Consider the following 14,388-nt stretch of genomic DNA (forward strand, 5'->3'; position numbering starts at 1 on the left):
GGTTACAGTGTCTGGATGCTGGTGCCCCGTCTTGAACCATTCCGGACGACGATCTTCGCCGAAATGACCGAATTGGCTGTAAGTCATAATGCCATCAATCTGGGGCAGGGATTCCCCGATGAAGACGGGCCAGCTGAGCTTCTGAGCGCGGCGTGTGACGCGATCAAAGGTGGTTTCAATCAGTACCCGCCGGGCGCAGGTGTTCCGGCCTTGCGGGAAGCCATTTCTGCAGACCGTGAGGGACGTTACGGCACTGTCTATGACCCGGACGGCGAGGTTCTGGTCACCGTCGGCGCCACCGAAGCCCTCACCGCGTCCCTGCTTGCTCTCGTCGAGCGTGGCGACGAGGTTGTGCTGATCGAGCCGTACTACGACTCTTACGCCGCGGCCGTGGCACTGGCGGGAGCCCGGCACCGCAGTGCCAGACTCGTGCCCGACGGACGCGGCTTCACGCTCGACCTTGATTCGCTGCGCGACGCCGTCACCCGGGAGACGAAAGTCCTGGTGGTGAACTCGCCGCATAACCCGACGGGCACGGTGCTCACCGCATCCGACCTTGCGGCGATCGCGGAAATCGCGATTGACAACGACCTCATCGTCGTCACCGATGAGGTGTACGAGCACCTGTTGTTCGACGGCCGGGTGCATACGCCGCTCGCCAGCCTGCCGGGGATGCGCGAACGCACCCTCGCCGTGTCCAGCGCCGGCAAGACCTTCAGCGTCACTGGGTGGAAAATCGGCTGGGTATGCGGGCCCCGCGACCTTGTCAGCGCGGTGCGCGCGGCCAAGCAATTTCTCACGTTCGTTGGCGGTGGGCCGTTCCAGCCAGCCGTGGCGACCGCGCTGCGCACGCAGCTCCCCTGGGTGGCCCAGCTCCGGGCCACGCTGCAGGGAAAACGTGACTTTCTCGCCCGCTCGCTCAGCGAGGCGGGGCTCGTTCCGCACACCAGCGACGGTACCTACTTCATCTGCGCAGATCCACGTCCGCTCGGGTATACCGATGCGGCCACGTTCTGCCGAACACTGCCCCGCAGCATCGGCGTTGCCGCGGTGCCGGTCAGTGCCTTTACTGACGCTGACGACAGCGCAAGCTGGAAGCACCTGGTGCGGTTTGCTTTCTGCAAACAGCACCAGGTCCTTGATGAAGCCGCGAAGCGCTTGGCACGCCTCGCGGAGGGTCCGGCTAGTCACTCGGGCGTCGCCTCAGAGATTCAGTGAGCGGCCGATGATTTCCTTCATGATCTCGGTCGTCCCGCCGTAAATGGTCTGGACGCGAGAATCGAGGAACGCCTTCGCGATCGGGTATTCACGCATGTAGCCGTAGCCGCCGTGCAGCTGGACGCAGCGATCGATGAGCTTGGTCTGCAGTTCGGTAGACCACCACTTGATCATGGCGGCGTCCTGAACGGTCAGCGTCTTCTCGTTCAGCATTTCAATGAACTTGTCGACAGCGAGACGGACCATCCGTGTCTCAGTGGCAAGTTCGGCGAGCACAAAACGAGTGTTCTGGAACGCGCCGATGTTCCGGCCGAACGCCTTACGGTCGCGGCAGTACTCGATCGTCATGTCGAGGCAGCTTTCCATCGCGGCAGCAGCCACAACGGCGATGGAGAGACGTTCCTGGGGAAGGTTCTTCATCAGGTAGATAAAGCCCATGCCTTCTTCACCGAGAAGGTTCTCCGCCGGCACTCGCACATTGTTGAAGTGCAGCTCTGCGGTGTCCTGAGCTTTCAGGCCCACCTTGTCGAGGTTCCGTCCGCGCTCAAAGCCCTCCATGCCGCGCTCGACGACGAAGAGACTGAAGCCTTGCGCACCAGCGTCCGGGTTCGTTTTGGCCACCACGATGACGAGATCAGCGTTGATCCCGTTCGTGATGAACGTCTTCGATCCATTAAGAATCCAGTCGTTGCCGTCTTTCTTGGCATTCGTCTTGATGCCCTGCAAGTCCGAACCGGTGCCCGGCTCGGTCATCGCGATAGCGGTGATGATCTCACCGGACACGAAACCAGGCAGCCAGCGCTGCTTCTGTTCTTCGTTCGCAAGTTCCGTCAGATATGGCTGAACAACGTCGTTGTGCAGCATGAAACCCACGCCGCTGTACCCGCCGCGGGTACATTCCTCCGACACAATCGCGTTGAAACGGAAGTCTGGATCGCCACCGCCCCCATACTTCTCCTCGACAGCGGTGCCGAGGAAGCCGAGCTTGCCCGCTTCCACCCACAGATCCCGTGGGACGATTTCGTCCTTTTCCCACTGCTCATGGTGCGGTGCGACGTGCTCTTTCAGGAATGCCCGAAACGAATCACGGAACATGATCTGTTCGGGGGTGAAGAGGGAGCGTTCCACGCTGAAGATCTCCTTCGATACGGTTCAGACCATACGGCCGTCGGCTGTAACAGTACGTCGCGGGTATGACAAATTCGAGGACCAAGCCGTGCGAAGTCTATGACCGAAACGATCACATAGAGTGGGGTGTGACCATTTCGCTCACGAGTTGCACCCCATGATGAAACGGCCTATACCCACTGACTACGTCGCCCGCACCATCCGCGCCGCGGATCGGCGCGGTATCGACCTGGAACCGGCATTGCGCGCGGCAGGCATACGCCCTGCTCTCCTGACGGATCCCGACTCCAGGGTCACACCCGAGCAGGCGACCGCCTTCACGCAGGCCGTGTGGACCATCACCGGTGATGAACTCGGCGGACTGGGAGCCGCACCCGTCCCGCGAGGCTCGTTTCGCCTGGTCACGTTCGCGCTCATTCACGCTCCAGACCTTGAGCACGCGCTGAAGCGCATGATGTCATCGCTGCCCGCGCTGCCCGCGATGACACCTATCGACTTCCGCTTTCACAGCGAGCCGGGTGAGTCAGGCACGCTGGTCCTCGACCTGCGGGGCCGCGCCCCAGACCAGGTCACCCAGCTGCTGATCGAACTGGCTTTCCTGCTGATACACCGTTTCTCGAGCTGGCTCATCGGCCGTGCGATCACGCCATTGAGTGTCAGCCTGCCGCACAGCGCACCTGAAGACTTCGAGCCGCGGTTCTACCGCAATCTCTACGGCGTCGCGCCCCACTTCAGCGCACCAGCAGCCACGATCCTCTTTGATCGCGAGACGCTGCAGTCCCCCGTCGTGCAGACCGAAAACACTCTGCGGGAATTCCTGCGCAACTCCCCCGCGGTGCTGTTCAGCGAACCGACGGGCAAGACACCGCTGACCACGAAGGTCCGAAGAATGCTGGAGCGGGGTGTTGCGGGAGGAATCCCCGATGCCACGACGATCGCGGAGCGGTTGTCAATGAGTGAATCCCACCTCCGCCGCCTGCTGCGAGCCGAGGGAACGTCGGTTAACCAGCTGCGCCAGGAGGTGCTGTGCGATGCCGCACTGCTGCGGCTGCGACGCGGCGACTCCACGAATCAGATATCGGCCGCGCTCGGCTTCTCCGAACCAAGCGCGTTCCGGCGTGCGTTCAAACGCTGGACCGGGAACAGTCCCGGCACGTTCCGCGGCGCGCCAGAGCGCACTAGCGCCCCCGCTGGCTCCTGACTTCGAGATATCCCTGCAGCGCACCGAAACCGAAGGCAGCATCGTCGATACGGCGCAACAGTATGTATCGCGGCAAGTCGATACGGTCATCGGTGTCTTTGCGTGAAAACCAGTCACATACCCCCTCCGCGACAGCGACAGCCACCAATGCCGTGCGGGCACGTTTCGACAGGAGCGCGGCAGCAACGGAGAGTGGCCAGGCATGGCGCAGAAGCAGCGCAGACACCCGCCAGAAGGCACCCCTGAACTCCAGGGCTCCCATCGTGGCGGCGGTCTGCCAGGGGCTCTCCACGGCAGGGACCTTTTTCGCGAGCCTCGCCCCTCCGGCCAGCGCTAGAACCAGTGATCCGAACACGGTTGACCGGACTCCGAGCAGGACAAGGACGCCGAGGATCGCGGGCCAGAGGCGGGACCAGACGGGCAGCCTGCCCGAACACGAGAACGTTGTCGCCAGCCTCGCGGTAGCACTTCCCGCGACAGCACGAGAGGTTACCCACTGCAGGAAACTCCCCGGGGCCTCGCTACGCACAACCGCGACAGGGTCAAAGCGGACGCGCCAGCCTGCGGTTACGAGCCGCAAACAGACGTCAGTTCCATTCATCGCGGGGAAAGCGCCGTCGAATCCGCCCGCTGCGATGAGCGCTTTACGGCGGACCACCAGCGCACATGCCGGAACACCGAATGGCGCAGATTCTGGGTGCAGCCCGCATTCTCTGCGACCTGGCTCGAGCGACGGACGCATAGCGTCATATCGCTGGATCCAGCGGCGACGGCTTCGCAGCGGCGAAAGGCGCGGCACGACGAGCCCCACATCGGGATCCGCGAAATGCGCAAGCAGCGCCTCCGCCCACAGTGAACCTGGCTCCACGCCGGGATCAAGGAAAGCTACAAACGGGGTAGTCGCAGCCCGCAAACCGGTGTTTCGTGCCGCAGCAGCACCGAAGGGCTGCTGGTGCCGAATCACGGTCACCCCGGCGCGCTCAATGGGAACGCAGGATCCATCGTCGACGACAATGACGGCAACTCCGGTCAGCTCGGCAAGCAACCGATCGAGGCCGTCGGTGTCCTCGTGGACCGGGATGACAACGGTGAGTTCTGCCCGGGACGGTCCGCGCGAAGGCCGCGGGTGCGCGACGCCGAGGTCGAGCAGCCTGCGCGCAAGCGCTGCACTGGCATGGTCAACCACTTCGAGGACTTCATCCTCGATCATGGACGACTCATGATGCGTTAACTGGACAACGGTTCCGAACGGTGCAACCAGACTCAGCCCGCGATCCGCGATCCGGACCCTCGCATCGAGGCGAACCGCGAACCCGGTTGGCAGTCGATCGGTAGACATGTGCGTTTCCGTCCGTGCTGTGACGGCTGTCGCGCTCAGCGCCCTCATCGCCTCCCCATCTAACCCCAGGCTTCGTCGCCGAGACCCAGCCGTTCACCCCTAAGGGCGGTTAACATCTGGGCCCCACATATCGTGTGCCACAAAGCCCTAATTCCGCAGTGAAATCACATAATCGCACCCGATTAATTCTGCGTCGAACCAGTGCCGGCAGGAATACGGTACGCGACGCCAGTGAGCGCCTCCGACTCCTCCCATAGTCCCTTCGCCAGAGCACGGTCTCGGGACCGCTTGTTTGACCGGACGAGCACAGGCGAACCACGCTGCTCGAAGCGCCCACCGGGGCCGACATAGCTACCACCGGGCAGACTCGGAGCCGTCGCCGCGTACAAACTCGGCAGTGCTCCACCCTCCGCGCTTTGCGCAAGCAGCTTGTTCGTCACGCGCATGAGCTTGTCCTGGATGGTTCCCGTGTGCGACTGAAGACCTGTCGATGCGTAGCCGGGGTGCGCGGCTACCGCGCGCATGCTCGACCCGGCCGCGTCGAAACGCCGCTGAAGTTCATAGGTGAAGAGGAGATTCGCGAGCTTCGACTGCGCGTAAGCCGGCCACCTGCGGTATGTGCGCTGCTCCCAGTTCAGGTCCTTCAAATCGACGCGGCCAATGCGGTGCATACCGCTCGAGACCGTCACAACCCGGTCGTTGATTCGGTCGAGCAGCAGCCCAGTAAGCGCGAAGTGACCCAGATGATTGGTTCCAAGCTGCATCTCGAAGCCATCCTTGGTGCGAGACTTCGGGACAGCCATCACACCTGCATTGTTGATCAGGACGTCGATTTGAGGGCACTCATTCGTAAACGCGTACACCGAACTGAGATCAGCAAGGTCAAGGGAGCGCACTTCACATTGCGCTTCCGGCTGACTTTCCCGGATGCGATCGGCGACTGCCTCGCCCCGAACGGTGTTCCGGCACGCGAGAATTACCGAGGCACCGGCCTCTGCAAGCACCCTGGCACTCACGGCACCAAGACCGCTATTCGCACCGGTAACTACGAACGTACGGCCCGACTGGTCATTCATCTCGCCGGGCGTCCATCCATACATGCCTATGGACACTACGAGCCTCGGCGTCCAAGCGCCATGCCCGACGGGAAATTGTCGATAAAGAACGACCTGGGTCCGGAATTCGTGCGACAGTACCGTAATGACGGGGAGCGTCGCGGTGATCGGCGCCGGGCCGGGTGGCCTTATCGCGGCACGATGGCTGTTGGCACTGGGATTCGACCCCACGATCTTCGAGCAGGGCCCGATGCTGGGTGGGCAGTGGACCGGCCTGCCTGGGCTAAGCGGCGTGTGGCCCACTATGCACACCAACACCAGCCGCGTCATGACGGCGTTCAGTGACCTTCAGCATGAGAGCTCCTTGGTCTATCTGCCGAGCCACGAAGTGCTGGACTACCTGCACCGCTACGCCGACGCGTTCGGCCTGACGTCGCGTATCCACCTCAATACCCGCGTAGAACTCGTTAGGCAGGACGGCACCGGATGGCTCGTGAGTCACTCCGGCACGAACGAGAGATTCGATCGAGTGGTGGTGGCGAGCGGCCGCTTCCATGCCCCGGCACTTCCGCCTGTAACTGGTCTCGACACATTCGCCGGGCCGGAAGCCGCGTCATCTTCCTATCACTACAAGGAACCTGATCGCTATCGCGACAAACGGGTACTCGTGGCGGGCTGCGCGATCAGCGCCCTCGAAATCGCCGCCGATCTCGCCCTCCTCGGTGCCGCACGCGTCGTGGTCACCCAGCGGCGTCAGCGGTACGTTTTGCCGAAGTTCTCCGCCGGAGTTCCCTCCGACCACCGGATATTTACGCGGTACGGGACTCTCGCGAGCGAGACCCTCCCTCCGGCGGAAATCGATCGACAACTCAAGGAGATCGTCATCGAGGCTGCGGGGAACCCGGCACAATACGGCGCACCAGCACCGGACGCGTCACTTTTCGCGGCCGGGGTCACCCTCAGCCAGTACTATCTGCCGCTCGTAGGTGAGGGCCGGATCACAGTGGCGCCCTGGATGCAGTCCGTTGACGGCTCGACAGTGACGTTCGCCGGCGGCCATAGCGAGGATTTCGACGGGATAATATTCGGGACCGGTTTTGATCTGAACCTTCCCTTTCTAAGCGCGGAGATCCGGGCTGCCCTAGACCTGGATACGAAGCACCTGGACAGTGATCGATATACCTTCCACCCTGACCTCCCTGGACTCGCCATCGTGGGCATGTGGGATCAGTCGGGGGGATATTTTGTTCCGCTGGAACTGCAGGCAAGGTGGATCGCGTACACGTGGGGTGGCGCGATTCCGCCGCCGAGCGAGGCCGGCCAGCGATCGCGGATAGCTGCGTATCGGTCGCGGCGGGGACTGCCACAGAAAACTCGGATGAACCTGGCGGCCCTGGCCTTCGCCCGGGCCGCGGGTGTTGAGCCGAACCTTGAGAACTGGCCCAAACTGCAGCGAGCCCTGCTGTTCGGTCCCCTCGCACCAAGCTGCTTCCGGCTTGAGGGCCCCGATGCGCTGCCTGATGCACCAACCCAGTTCGCACGCGAAGCGGCCGCTTTCGGTGCGATTACGTCGAACGAAATGACCGAACGCGAACGGACCTACTGGTCGAGCATCAAAGGCTCTGAGACATGCGAGAGACGGCCACAACAGCCGAACATGACTGTAGAGGGCTGATCCCAGCCCCCTACAGAGAAAACTACCAACGGTGGCCAGAGCCGGGATCGAACCGGCGACCTTCCGCTTTTCAGGCGGACGCTCGTACCAACTGAGCTACCTGGCCGAATCAGCGCCCGAAGGAGCTAACGAGCTTCGATCGTACAACAAAGCGACCCTGACGGGACTCGAACCCGCGACCTCCGCCGTGACAGGGCGGCGCGCTAACCAACTGCGCCACAGGGCCTTGCATTTTCGTGCTTCACTCCCGCGAGAGTGTACCCCCTACGGGATTCGAACCCGCGTTACCGCCTTGAAAGGGCGGCGTCCTAGGCCTCTAGACGAAGGGGGCCCGCTGAATCTCTCCAGCTGGCTTCCCCAACGAGTGTTTCCGTTGGGAGCGGACCAAGCATAGGACAGGATTCGGCAAAGTACAAAATCGGTGTCCCGCGCTGCATCGACAGACCGCTGACGTGGGCAAAAACCACGGATTTCGCGGGACGCGACCTCCGGCGTGCTGTAACCCAGGAGCATTCGCTAGCATGGTCTCCGCAGTACTAACCACGCCCCTTTAGCTCAGTTGGTAGAGCTACGGACTTTTAATCCGCAGGTCGTCAGTTCGAGTCTGACAGGGGGCACCCTGACCCCCGGGGCCTTTACGCCCTGGGGGTTCTTTCACTTTTAACTGGCCTCCGAAGGCGATCCACTGAAGTTCGTAATCGAACTCGTCTGCGATCAGTTGCAGGATTTCCAGCAGGTTGTTCGGAGAGCGGCCTTCTTCCATCCCCTGCCACACGCGCGCTGTGATCCCGCAGCGCATGGCTGCCTCCTTCTGTGAGATGCCTAGCTCGTGGCGAATCATCACCAGGCGCAAGGGAAGGCTGTCCGCCGGACGCTTACCTGTGGTGTGTTCCTGGTTCATAGCTGTAGTCATGCCTACAGAATGACATGCTGCGCAACACGCCGCAATACTTTGTTACGCCTCTGTCAGGCAAAACACGATGATGCCCTTAAGACACGCCTGGCGGTCATTGACACCTTCTGTGTTGCAGTGCAACATTCACCGCATGGCCACACCAACTAGGGAGCTGATCGAGCTCCGACTCCCAGGGGTGAGCCTGGCGGCATTCGTTTCCCAGCGCAGACGTGCAGGAGTTGGATGGCGTCTCCTCGCGGACGAAGTAACGGAGCTGACCGGCGTGACCGTCTCATTCGCCACCCTGCGCAGATGGTTCCCAGACGCCCCGAAACGCAAGCCGCTCAGGCCCACACCCCACCGATTCATCCCGAAGCAGGACATACCTGCATAAGAAAAGCCCTCACCTGTTCGCAGCAAGTGAGGGCCAAGCCAAATCACCAACACCCAAGAAAGGATTGACGTGACAGATCATACGTCACAGATCGTCCCCTTCCAATACGAAGGTGCGCAAGTTCGCACTGTCGTGATCGACGGCGAACCCTGGTTCGTCCTCGCCGACCTCTGCCGCGTGCTTGATATCGCGAACCCCAGCAATGTTGCGGCGCGACTTGACCAGACCGGAATCAATACCCTCCGCCTGACAGAGGGTAATCGCGGCAACCCGAACGTCACGATCATCAACGAACCGAACATGTATGAGGTCGTGATCCGCTCGGATAAGCCGGAAGCGATCACCTTCCGGCGCTGGCTGACTCGTGAGGTTCTCCCTGAGATCCGTAAGACCGGTTCATATGGCGCTCCAGCTTTACAGGGTCCGCAGCTGGTCGCGGCCGCGCTGCTGGAAGCGAACAAGATGCTCACGGCGAAGGACGAGCAGATCGCCCAACTGACCGAGAAGGCCGCTGAGGACGCGCCGAAAGTGAATTACGTCGAACTGTATGTCGCCGCGTCTGACCTGTTGAAGCTGCGGACGGTCGCGGCGAACACCAACGTCGGCGAAGAGTGGCTCCGCGACTTGCTCGTGGAGAAGGGCTGGATCTACGTCGAAACCGATTCGCGGTGGTCGAACAGCAAGGGATGTAAAGAAGTGCGCCGCCGATACAGCGCCTACGCGCATAAGCGCCCCTACTTCCGGCCTGTCGAGAACCACGAGGCACCCCGCTTCCGGGGTGAAGTGATGCACACGTTGAAGGTCACTCCTGCTGGTGCGGAAGCGATCGCCCGCCTGATCGCGAAGGAGCAAGCCGCATGAAGTTTGATATTGATGGCACGAACCTGTCCGTGACTTCTTCTTTAGTCGCCGGTGAAAACAAAGTCTTTATCAGTGCTGAAGGCGAGACCGCCATCACGCTTCTCCCGCTCGATGCGGCCCGACTCGGCAGGATGCTCAACGCGATCTCTGACTGTCTCATCCATTGCTCGTCTTGGTCTGGCCGCAAAGCACGAGCCAGGGCAGGTGAGTCATGAACCTCTCTGAGACACAGATACGGCGGATCGTGGATGAGTTGGCTGATGAGGTCGTGAACCGTTTACTCGAGTTGGAAGCAGCTTCGAGCGGTCCGGAAGGCCCCCGGAACGATCCCGAGCGTGCCGAGAACAATCCCGAGCGTTTGCACGATCAGGTGTTTATTGATGGCGAGTGGGTTGATCGGGTTCCCGGCGAGCAGTACGCGCAAGACTCTGCATACGCCGCTGCCGGGAACGCAGCAATCAATTCAGCTATCGCGGCGGGGTTCCATCCGGGTCATCAGAAGACACAATCATCCACGCAGGCCACATCGAGGGACGCACGTAAAGCGTGTGATCCCGCAGGATCTGATCCTTCAGCACTATCCGCACGGCAGCCACATCATCGGCCGCCAGGGCTTGTCGCATCGACTGATCAATCTCTTCCAGGTCGGCATCTACTGGGAGTAAATGACTCAGATGGCCATGCGGAGGCATCAGGTGAGCGGGCTGGTAGTACAGGCGCAGGTAATTCGCCACAGGTTTCTCCTTCTGTTGATGTTGGCGCTCTAACAGTAGGAGAACGTGCCGCCCACGATGAGGTGGGCGGCACAACCAGAGAGGGTCTGCCACCCGAGTTGAGTGACCGGATTCGACGCAGCATCAACGAGGCCTGTGCGCTGCACATGCGGATGCGTGACCACATGATGCCCCTCAGTGGTTCAGGGCCGCCAACACAGTCGCGTCGTGATCGTGCGGCGTGGGGAACTGTTGCGGGACGGTCGGTTTGCATTTTTGTGGTCCTCGGTGTTATCGCCCTGATCGTGGCGGTGGCGTCATGAATGCCCGCCAGTTTGTTTCGCCGCCGAAGGTGCAGTTACGCCCGGGCCGTGAGTGGGCCGTTGCTCGTGGTGAGTTCGAGATCCGCCGTTTCCCTATCCATGAGCTACAGGCCGCGATGACATACGCACGCGGAATGAACAGTCAGGGGGTGGCGGACCTGTGAACGACCTTGTTTTGACTGCTTCCGAAGCGCGAGCTTTGACTGACCGGATCAAAACGGGTGTCGAAGCTATATGGGAGCTGATTAAGCAGGCGTATCAGTCCCGTGCGTGGGATGCGCTGGGTTATGCGTCGTGGGATGACTACTGTACCCGCGAGTTCGGGACCAGCCGGATCCGGTTGCCGCGTGAGGAGCGGCAAGAGGTCGTGGCGTCTATGCGTGAGATCGGTATGTCTACGCGCGCAATCGCAAGTGCAACAGGTGATCACTACAGCACGATCAGCCGTGAACTTGGACGTGTTGCAAATGCAACACCTGATCCTCAGCCGGTTACTGGCACGGACGGCAAGACCTATTTGCCGCGCTCATCGTCGCCGCTCATGCCGCAAACCGACCTCGATGAACTCAATCAGCCGAATATCGCGCCCGGCATGACCGCTGACGAACTCAACGATATGCGAGTCACAGAACAACCCGATCCCACGGGGAATGCAGATCCACAGCCGGTAAAGCCGAAGCGGCGACCCATCACAGATGCATTCGACGAAGCCACCTACGAACTGAAACGAGCAACCGAAAGAATCACGAGACTCACGACCGATGACCGAATGAAAAAGAACACGGACCAAATCGTGGCAACCAACCTAACCGACCTGATCCGTGCCCGCGACGCCTTGAACGGCGTCATCACCACACTCGAAGGATAACCCATGACCACCAAATTCGTTCTCCACCCTGACCACAAGAAACCCTCACACTCCATAATCCACATCGACCCGCAGCTAGCTCGACGCGTCCTAGCCAGGAACACCCGAAACAGGCCAATCAGGGAATCACACGTCGTCACCCTCATGCGGGAAATGGAATCAGGACGATGGAAGTACAACGGCGAGGCAATCAAATGGTCCATCGACAACGTCTTACTCGACGGACAGCACAGGCTCACCGCGCTATCGCGACTTCCGGACGACTACCCACCCGTACCATTCCTCGTGGTCCGGGGACTTACCAATGACTCGCAAGACACGATGGACCAGGGACGCACACGGACCGCTGCAGACCAACTTTCCATCGATGGACTAACTGGCAACACAAACCACCGCATGATTGCAGGCGCAATCCGCGTGTACCTCCAATGGGAGCGCGGCCACTTCTTCCTCGACCGCGCGTCCAACACGATCAGCAACCCTGAAATTGTTACCTGGGCACATGAGCATCCAATTGACATGGAACTCGTCAACGACATTGCATCACAACGTTTGCGTCGCGTAAAGATAAGGCCTTCCGTAACACTCGCCGTCATGCTCAAACTGCGTCAGATCGACGGGGAAGCTCAGCGAGAGTTCGCCGAATGCCTCTATACCGGCGCGAACCTTGACGAGGGAAGCCCGATCCTCACGCTCCGAGAGCGATTCGATCGCTTGAAGCAACAAAACGTAAGCACCACAGACCGTGACGCCGTGGCCTTCTTCATTGTGGCTTGGAACGCGTGGCGGGATGGCCGTAGGTTGACGAAACTTCAACGTCCGAAGGTTGGCACCTGGACCCGCGACAACTTCCCGGAGCCGAGGTGACATGTCATGAACCACAATTGGCTGCCTCCTGAGCGTGACCGTGACCCGGACGAGGAGTTCGACAAAACCGAAGTGATCCTCGGGATCATCCTCATGTCCATCCTCGGTGGCCTCCTCGGTCTCACTGTTTTCCTGGCGTGGACGTGGTGACCGTGAACTGGGAGCAAGAAGCCGAACGGCACCTCTCCGCCGCGAACGTATGCGACCTGTCCGCATCGAAAGGCCCGGACCGGTACACGTACACCCTGCAAGCCTCGTCACATAGGCACGCTGCTTTGACCTGCTCACTACTCGCCCTCACTAAGGAACTGCGGGCAGCGAACCAGGCGGATGACCGTATGAAACAGGTCAGCGTGTTCCTCGACAAACTGATTGAGAAGACCGTTCCCAGTGAGGACGGTGAACCATGATCCCGGTCGAGTTCAAGTACCCGCATGATGTGCTTTTGGGGATGCTGCGGGCCGGGGGCCTTCCCGACCAGGGTGTCGTGCATTCGTCGGTGTCGCATGCGTTGCCGCGGTGGGCTGAGCCGACACCGGAATGTGAGGAGTGCGGCGATCCTGGTGTCGCGAGCGTGTCGTGGCACGAGATTCGCTGTGAGCAGCAAGCTGCCCTGTCGCAAGCGTCCATGGAGCTCGGTCCTCAGTATCTTGAGTGCCCGATCGACCGGGAGTGGTTCTTCTGCCAGTCGTGCGCGTATGCGGTGATCAGTGACGCGCTCAGTGATCCGTTCCGGGACCGCACCGCGATTGTTGAAGTTGAGGTTTCGGGTTGGTGGATCGCCCGTAACCGGCAAGGCGGTGCAGCTTAAATGCGTTGGCGTGATGAAGCGTTGTGCAGGCCGGGGACGTGGGAATCCACCTTGGATTGGTGGGCTGCGTATTCGAGCGTTGATGAGGCTGAGGCCGAGTGCGCGAGAGTGTGCCACCGGTGCCCTGTTGTGAAGCAGTGCCGTGACGAGGCGGAACGGCTCGGTGATACGGGTGTGATCCGCGCGGGCCGGTACCTCGGCAACGACCGTAAGCGCGGGAAACCGATGCTCAAGAACGATGGTGACCCCTGTCTGGATTGCGAGGTGCCGACGCGTAGCCGGCACATGGTGTACGAGAAGGGGCTTGAGCTGCCGGAGGGGTGGGCGATACGGCACGCCAAAGGCTTGTGCAGAGCGTGTTATGAGGCCCGCCGCGGCGCGGGGACTTTGCCGGAGTCGGAGAAGCTGCAGGACGGCGACCCGTGTTTTGGGTGCGGGAGGCCGACTCGAAGCGCGCGGCGTTCGTGGCAGGAAGGCATGCCGGAGGGGTGGGTGCGTCGGGAGAACGGCTCGATGTGCGCCCGCTGCTACAACGCCAGCCGACAAGCCAAGAAGGCTGGGGTGGCGGCATGACGGATTCGTTGTCTCCTGGTGGCGCGGCGTGGCAGTGCATCATGTCGCCGTCGAAGGCGGCTGCGGTGCTCGGAGTCTCGCGCTACGAGTCCGCATACCGGTTGTGGCACAGGATGAAGGGCCTGGTGGATCCGGAGCCGCCGAGAGATATTTTCACGACTGGGCATGCGATGGAACTCGCGCTCGCCTACTTGTGGCGGGAAGAGAACCCGGGCTGGCAGCTCTCCCCCGGTGAGGTGCGGGTTGCGCATGACCGGTTCGGTTTCCCTCTGGTGGTGCATCTGGACCGCAGGGCACGCCGGGGGTCCGGCCACAAACGCATCGTCGAGTTCAAGACTGCACGGAAGCTTGAGGAGTGGGGTGACCATTTCACCGACCAGGCCCCCGCCGACTATCTCGTGCAGGTGGTGGCGCAGCAGCATTTCACTGGGTACACCGAGCATCCCGCGCATCTGATGGTGATGGGC

18 protein-coding genes and 4 tRNA genes are annotated in these 14,388 nt (G+C 61.3%); 16 read left to right on the plus strand and 6 right to left on the minus strand.

The genetic code is table 11. The features are described 5' to 3' along the window. The first annotated feature begins 15 nt into the window (after nucleotides 1–15). Nucleotides 16–1,218, plus strand: coding sequence for a pyridoxal phosphate-dependent aminotransferase (locus tag FHU29_RS19030; protein WP_064442566.1), 1,203 nt, complete (start codon nucleotides 16–18; stop codon nucleotides 1,216–1,218). On the opposite strand, the gene FHU29_RS19035 is transcribed toward FHU29_RS19030, so the two are convergent. Then, the gene (locus FHU29_RS19035; RefSeq protein ID WP_064442565.1) at nucleotides 1,204–2,346 is read right to left on the minus strand and encodes an acyl-CoA dehydrogenase family protein; all 1,143 of its coding nucleotides are present in this window, start codon (nucleotides 2,344–2,346) and stop codon (nucleotides 1,204–1,206) included. The two genes, FHU29_RS19030 and FHU29_RS19035, sit on opposite strands and share 15 nt — an antisense overlap. Nucleotides 2,347–2,503: 157 nt before the next feature. Here FHU29_RS19035 and FHU29_RS19040 point away from each other — a divergent pair, with 157 nt between their 5' ends. Then, nucleotides 2,504–3,547: an AraC family transcriptional regulator gene (locus FHU29_RS19040; protein ID WP_064442564.1), complete on the plus strand. Its 1,044-nt coding sequence runs from the start codon at nucleotides 2,504–2,506 to the stop codon at nucleotides 3,545–3,547. Here the strand turns inward: FHU29_RS19040 and mftF are convergent. Both mftF and FHU29_RS19050 read right to left on the minus strand, forming a co-directional pair. After that, on the minus strand, nucleotides 3,525–4,886 hold the full coding sequence (gene mftF / locus FHU29_RS19045) for a mycofactocin biosynthesis glycosyltransferase MftF (RefSeq protein ID WP_064442587.1): 1,362 nt from the start codon (nucleotides 4,884–4,886) through the stop codon (nucleotides 3,525–3,527). The genes FHU29_RS19040 and mftF overlap by 23 nt on opposite strands. 182 nt (nucleotides 4,887–5,068) lie before the next feature. Further along, complete coding sequence (locus tag FHU29_RS19050) at nucleotides 5,069–5,986, minus strand: oxidoreductase (protein ID WP_064442563.1); 918 nt, start codon at nucleotides 5,984–5,986, stop codon at nucleotides 5,069–5,071. Nucleotides 5,987–6,086: 100 nt separating this feature from the next. Here FHU29_RS19050 and FHU29_RS19055 point away from each other — a divergent pair, with 100 nt between their 5' ends. Continuing rightward, nucleotides 6,087–7,616 (plus strand): flavin-containing monooxygenase, encoded by a 1,530-nt coding sequence (locus FHU29_RS19055; RefSeq protein WP_064442562.1) that lies wholly within the window; start codon nucleotides 6,087–6,089, stop codon nucleotides 7,614–7,616. A 32-nt stretch (nucleotides 7,617–7,648) separates the two neighbouring features. Here FHU29_RS19055 and FHU29_RS19060 read toward each other — a convergent pair. The 3 genes from FHU29_RS19060 to FHU29_RS19070 all read right to left on the minus strand — a co-directional run bounded on the left by FHU29_RS19060 (nucleotide 7,649) and on the right by FHU29_RS19070 (nucleotide 7,947). Further along, nucleotides 7,649–7,722 (minus strand) — tRNA-Phe (locus FHU29_RS19060). Between the two features lie 46 nt (nucleotides 7,723–7,768). Then, nucleotides 7,769–7,842, minus strand: a tRNA-Asp gene (locus FHU29_RS19065). A 32-nt stretch (nucleotides 7,843–7,874) separates the two neighbouring features. Then, nucleotides 7,875–7,947, minus strand: a tRNA-Glu gene (locus FHU29_RS19070). Between the two features lie 213 nt (nucleotides 7,948–8,160). Between FHU29_RS19070 and FHU29_RS19075 the strand changes: the two genes are divergently transcribed. From FHU29_RS19075 to FHU29_RS19135, 13 genes are all read left to right on the plus strand, one after another. After that, nucleotides 8,161–8,233 (plus strand) — tRNA-Lys (locus FHU29_RS19075). Between the two features lie 429 nt (nucleotides 8,234–8,662). Continuing rightward, nucleotides 8,663–8,905: a hypothetical protein gene (locus FHU29_RS19080; protein WP_157095483.1), complete on the plus strand. Its 243-nt coding sequence runs from the start codon at nucleotides 8,663–8,665 to the stop codon at nucleotides 8,903–8,905. A gap of 69 nt (nucleotides 8,906–8,974) precedes the next feature. Further along, the gene (locus FHU29_RS23755; protein WP_232323103.1) at nucleotides 8,975–9,766 is read left to right on the plus strand and encodes a BRO family protein; all 792 of its coding nucleotides are present in this window, start codon (nucleotides 8,975–8,977) and stop codon (nucleotides 9,764–9,766) included. After that, nucleotides 9,763–9,981 carry a hypothetical protein gene (locus FHU29_RS19090; RefSeq protein ID WP_064442695.1) on the plus strand — a complete coding sequence of 73 codons (219 nt, stop codon included), beginning with the start codon at nucleotides 9,763–9,765 and terminating at the stop codon, nucleotides 9,979–9,981. Before FHU29_RS23755 ends, FHU29_RS19090 begins: the two co-directional genes overlap by 4 nt. Further along, nucleotides 9,978–10,802 (plus strand): hypothetical protein, encoded by an 825-nt coding sequence (locus FHU29_RS19095; RefSeq protein WP_183377604.1) that lies wholly within the window; start codon nucleotides 9,978–9,980, stop codon nucleotides 10,800–10,802. The genes FHU29_RS19090 and FHU29_RS19095 overlap by 4 nt, the downstream gene beginning before the upstream one ends. Beyond that, entirely contained in the window at nucleotides 10,799–10,966 is a 168-nt protein-coding gene (locus tag FHU29_RS19100) for a hypothetical protein (RefSeq protein WP_157095430.1), read from the plus strand. Before FHU29_RS19095 ends, FHU29_RS19100 begins: the two co-directional genes overlap by 4 nt. Continuing rightward, nucleotides 10,963–11,670 carry a helix-turn-helix domain-containing protein gene (locus FHU29_RS19105; protein WP_064442591.1) on the plus strand — a complete coding sequence of 236 codons (708 nt, stop codon included), beginning with the start codon at nucleotides 10,963–10,965 and terminating at the stop codon, nucleotides 11,668–11,670. Before FHU29_RS19100 ends, FHU29_RS19105 begins: the two co-directional genes overlap by 4 nt. Before the next feature lie 3 nt (nucleotides 11,671–11,673). Then, a complete protein-coding gene (locus FHU29_RS19110; RefSeq protein WP_232323094.1) occupies nucleotides 11,674–12,537 on the plus strand; it encodes a hypothetical protein in 864 nt (287 codons plus the stop codon). Between the two features lie 6 nt (nucleotides 12,538–12,543). Further along, a complete protein-coding gene (locus FHU29_RS19115) occupies nucleotides 12,544–12,687 on the plus strand; it encodes a hypothetical protein (protein WP_157095432.1) in 144 nt (47 codons plus the stop codon). Then, the gene (locus FHU29_RS19120; protein WP_157095434.1) at nucleotides 12,684–12,947 is read left to right on the plus strand and encodes a hypothetical protein; all 264 of its coding nucleotides are present in this window, start codon (nucleotides 12,684–12,686) and stop codon (nucleotides 12,945–12,947) included. The genes FHU29_RS19115 and FHU29_RS19120 overlap by 4 nt, the downstream gene beginning before the upstream one ends. Continuing rightward, nucleotides 12,944–13,348, plus strand: coding sequence for a hypothetical protein (locus FHU29_RS19125; protein WP_064442593.1), 405 nt, complete (start codon nucleotides 12,944–12,946; stop codon nucleotides 13,346–13,348). The genes FHU29_RS19120 and FHU29_RS19125 overlap by 4 nt, the downstream gene beginning before the upstream one ends. Beyond that, the gene (locus FHU29_RS19130) at nucleotides 13,349–13,921 is read left to right on the plus strand and encodes a WhiB family transcriptional regulator (protein ID WP_064442594.1); all 573 of its coding nucleotides are present in this window, start codon (nucleotides 13,349–13,351) and stop codon (nucleotides 13,919–13,921) included. Then, a partial coding sequence (locus tag FHU29_RS19135) for a YqaJ viral recombinase family protein (protein WP_183377605.1) occupies nucleotides 13,918–14,388 on the plus strand: 471 nt, incomplete at its 3' end. The genes FHU29_RS19130 and FHU29_RS19135, both read left to right, overlap by 4 nt.

The sequence above is a fragment of the Hoyosella altamirensis genome (genome assembly GCF_014191505.1).
GTDB lineage: Bacteria > Actinomycetota > Actinomycetes > Mycobacteriales > Mycobacteriaceae > Hoyosella > Hoyosella altamirensis.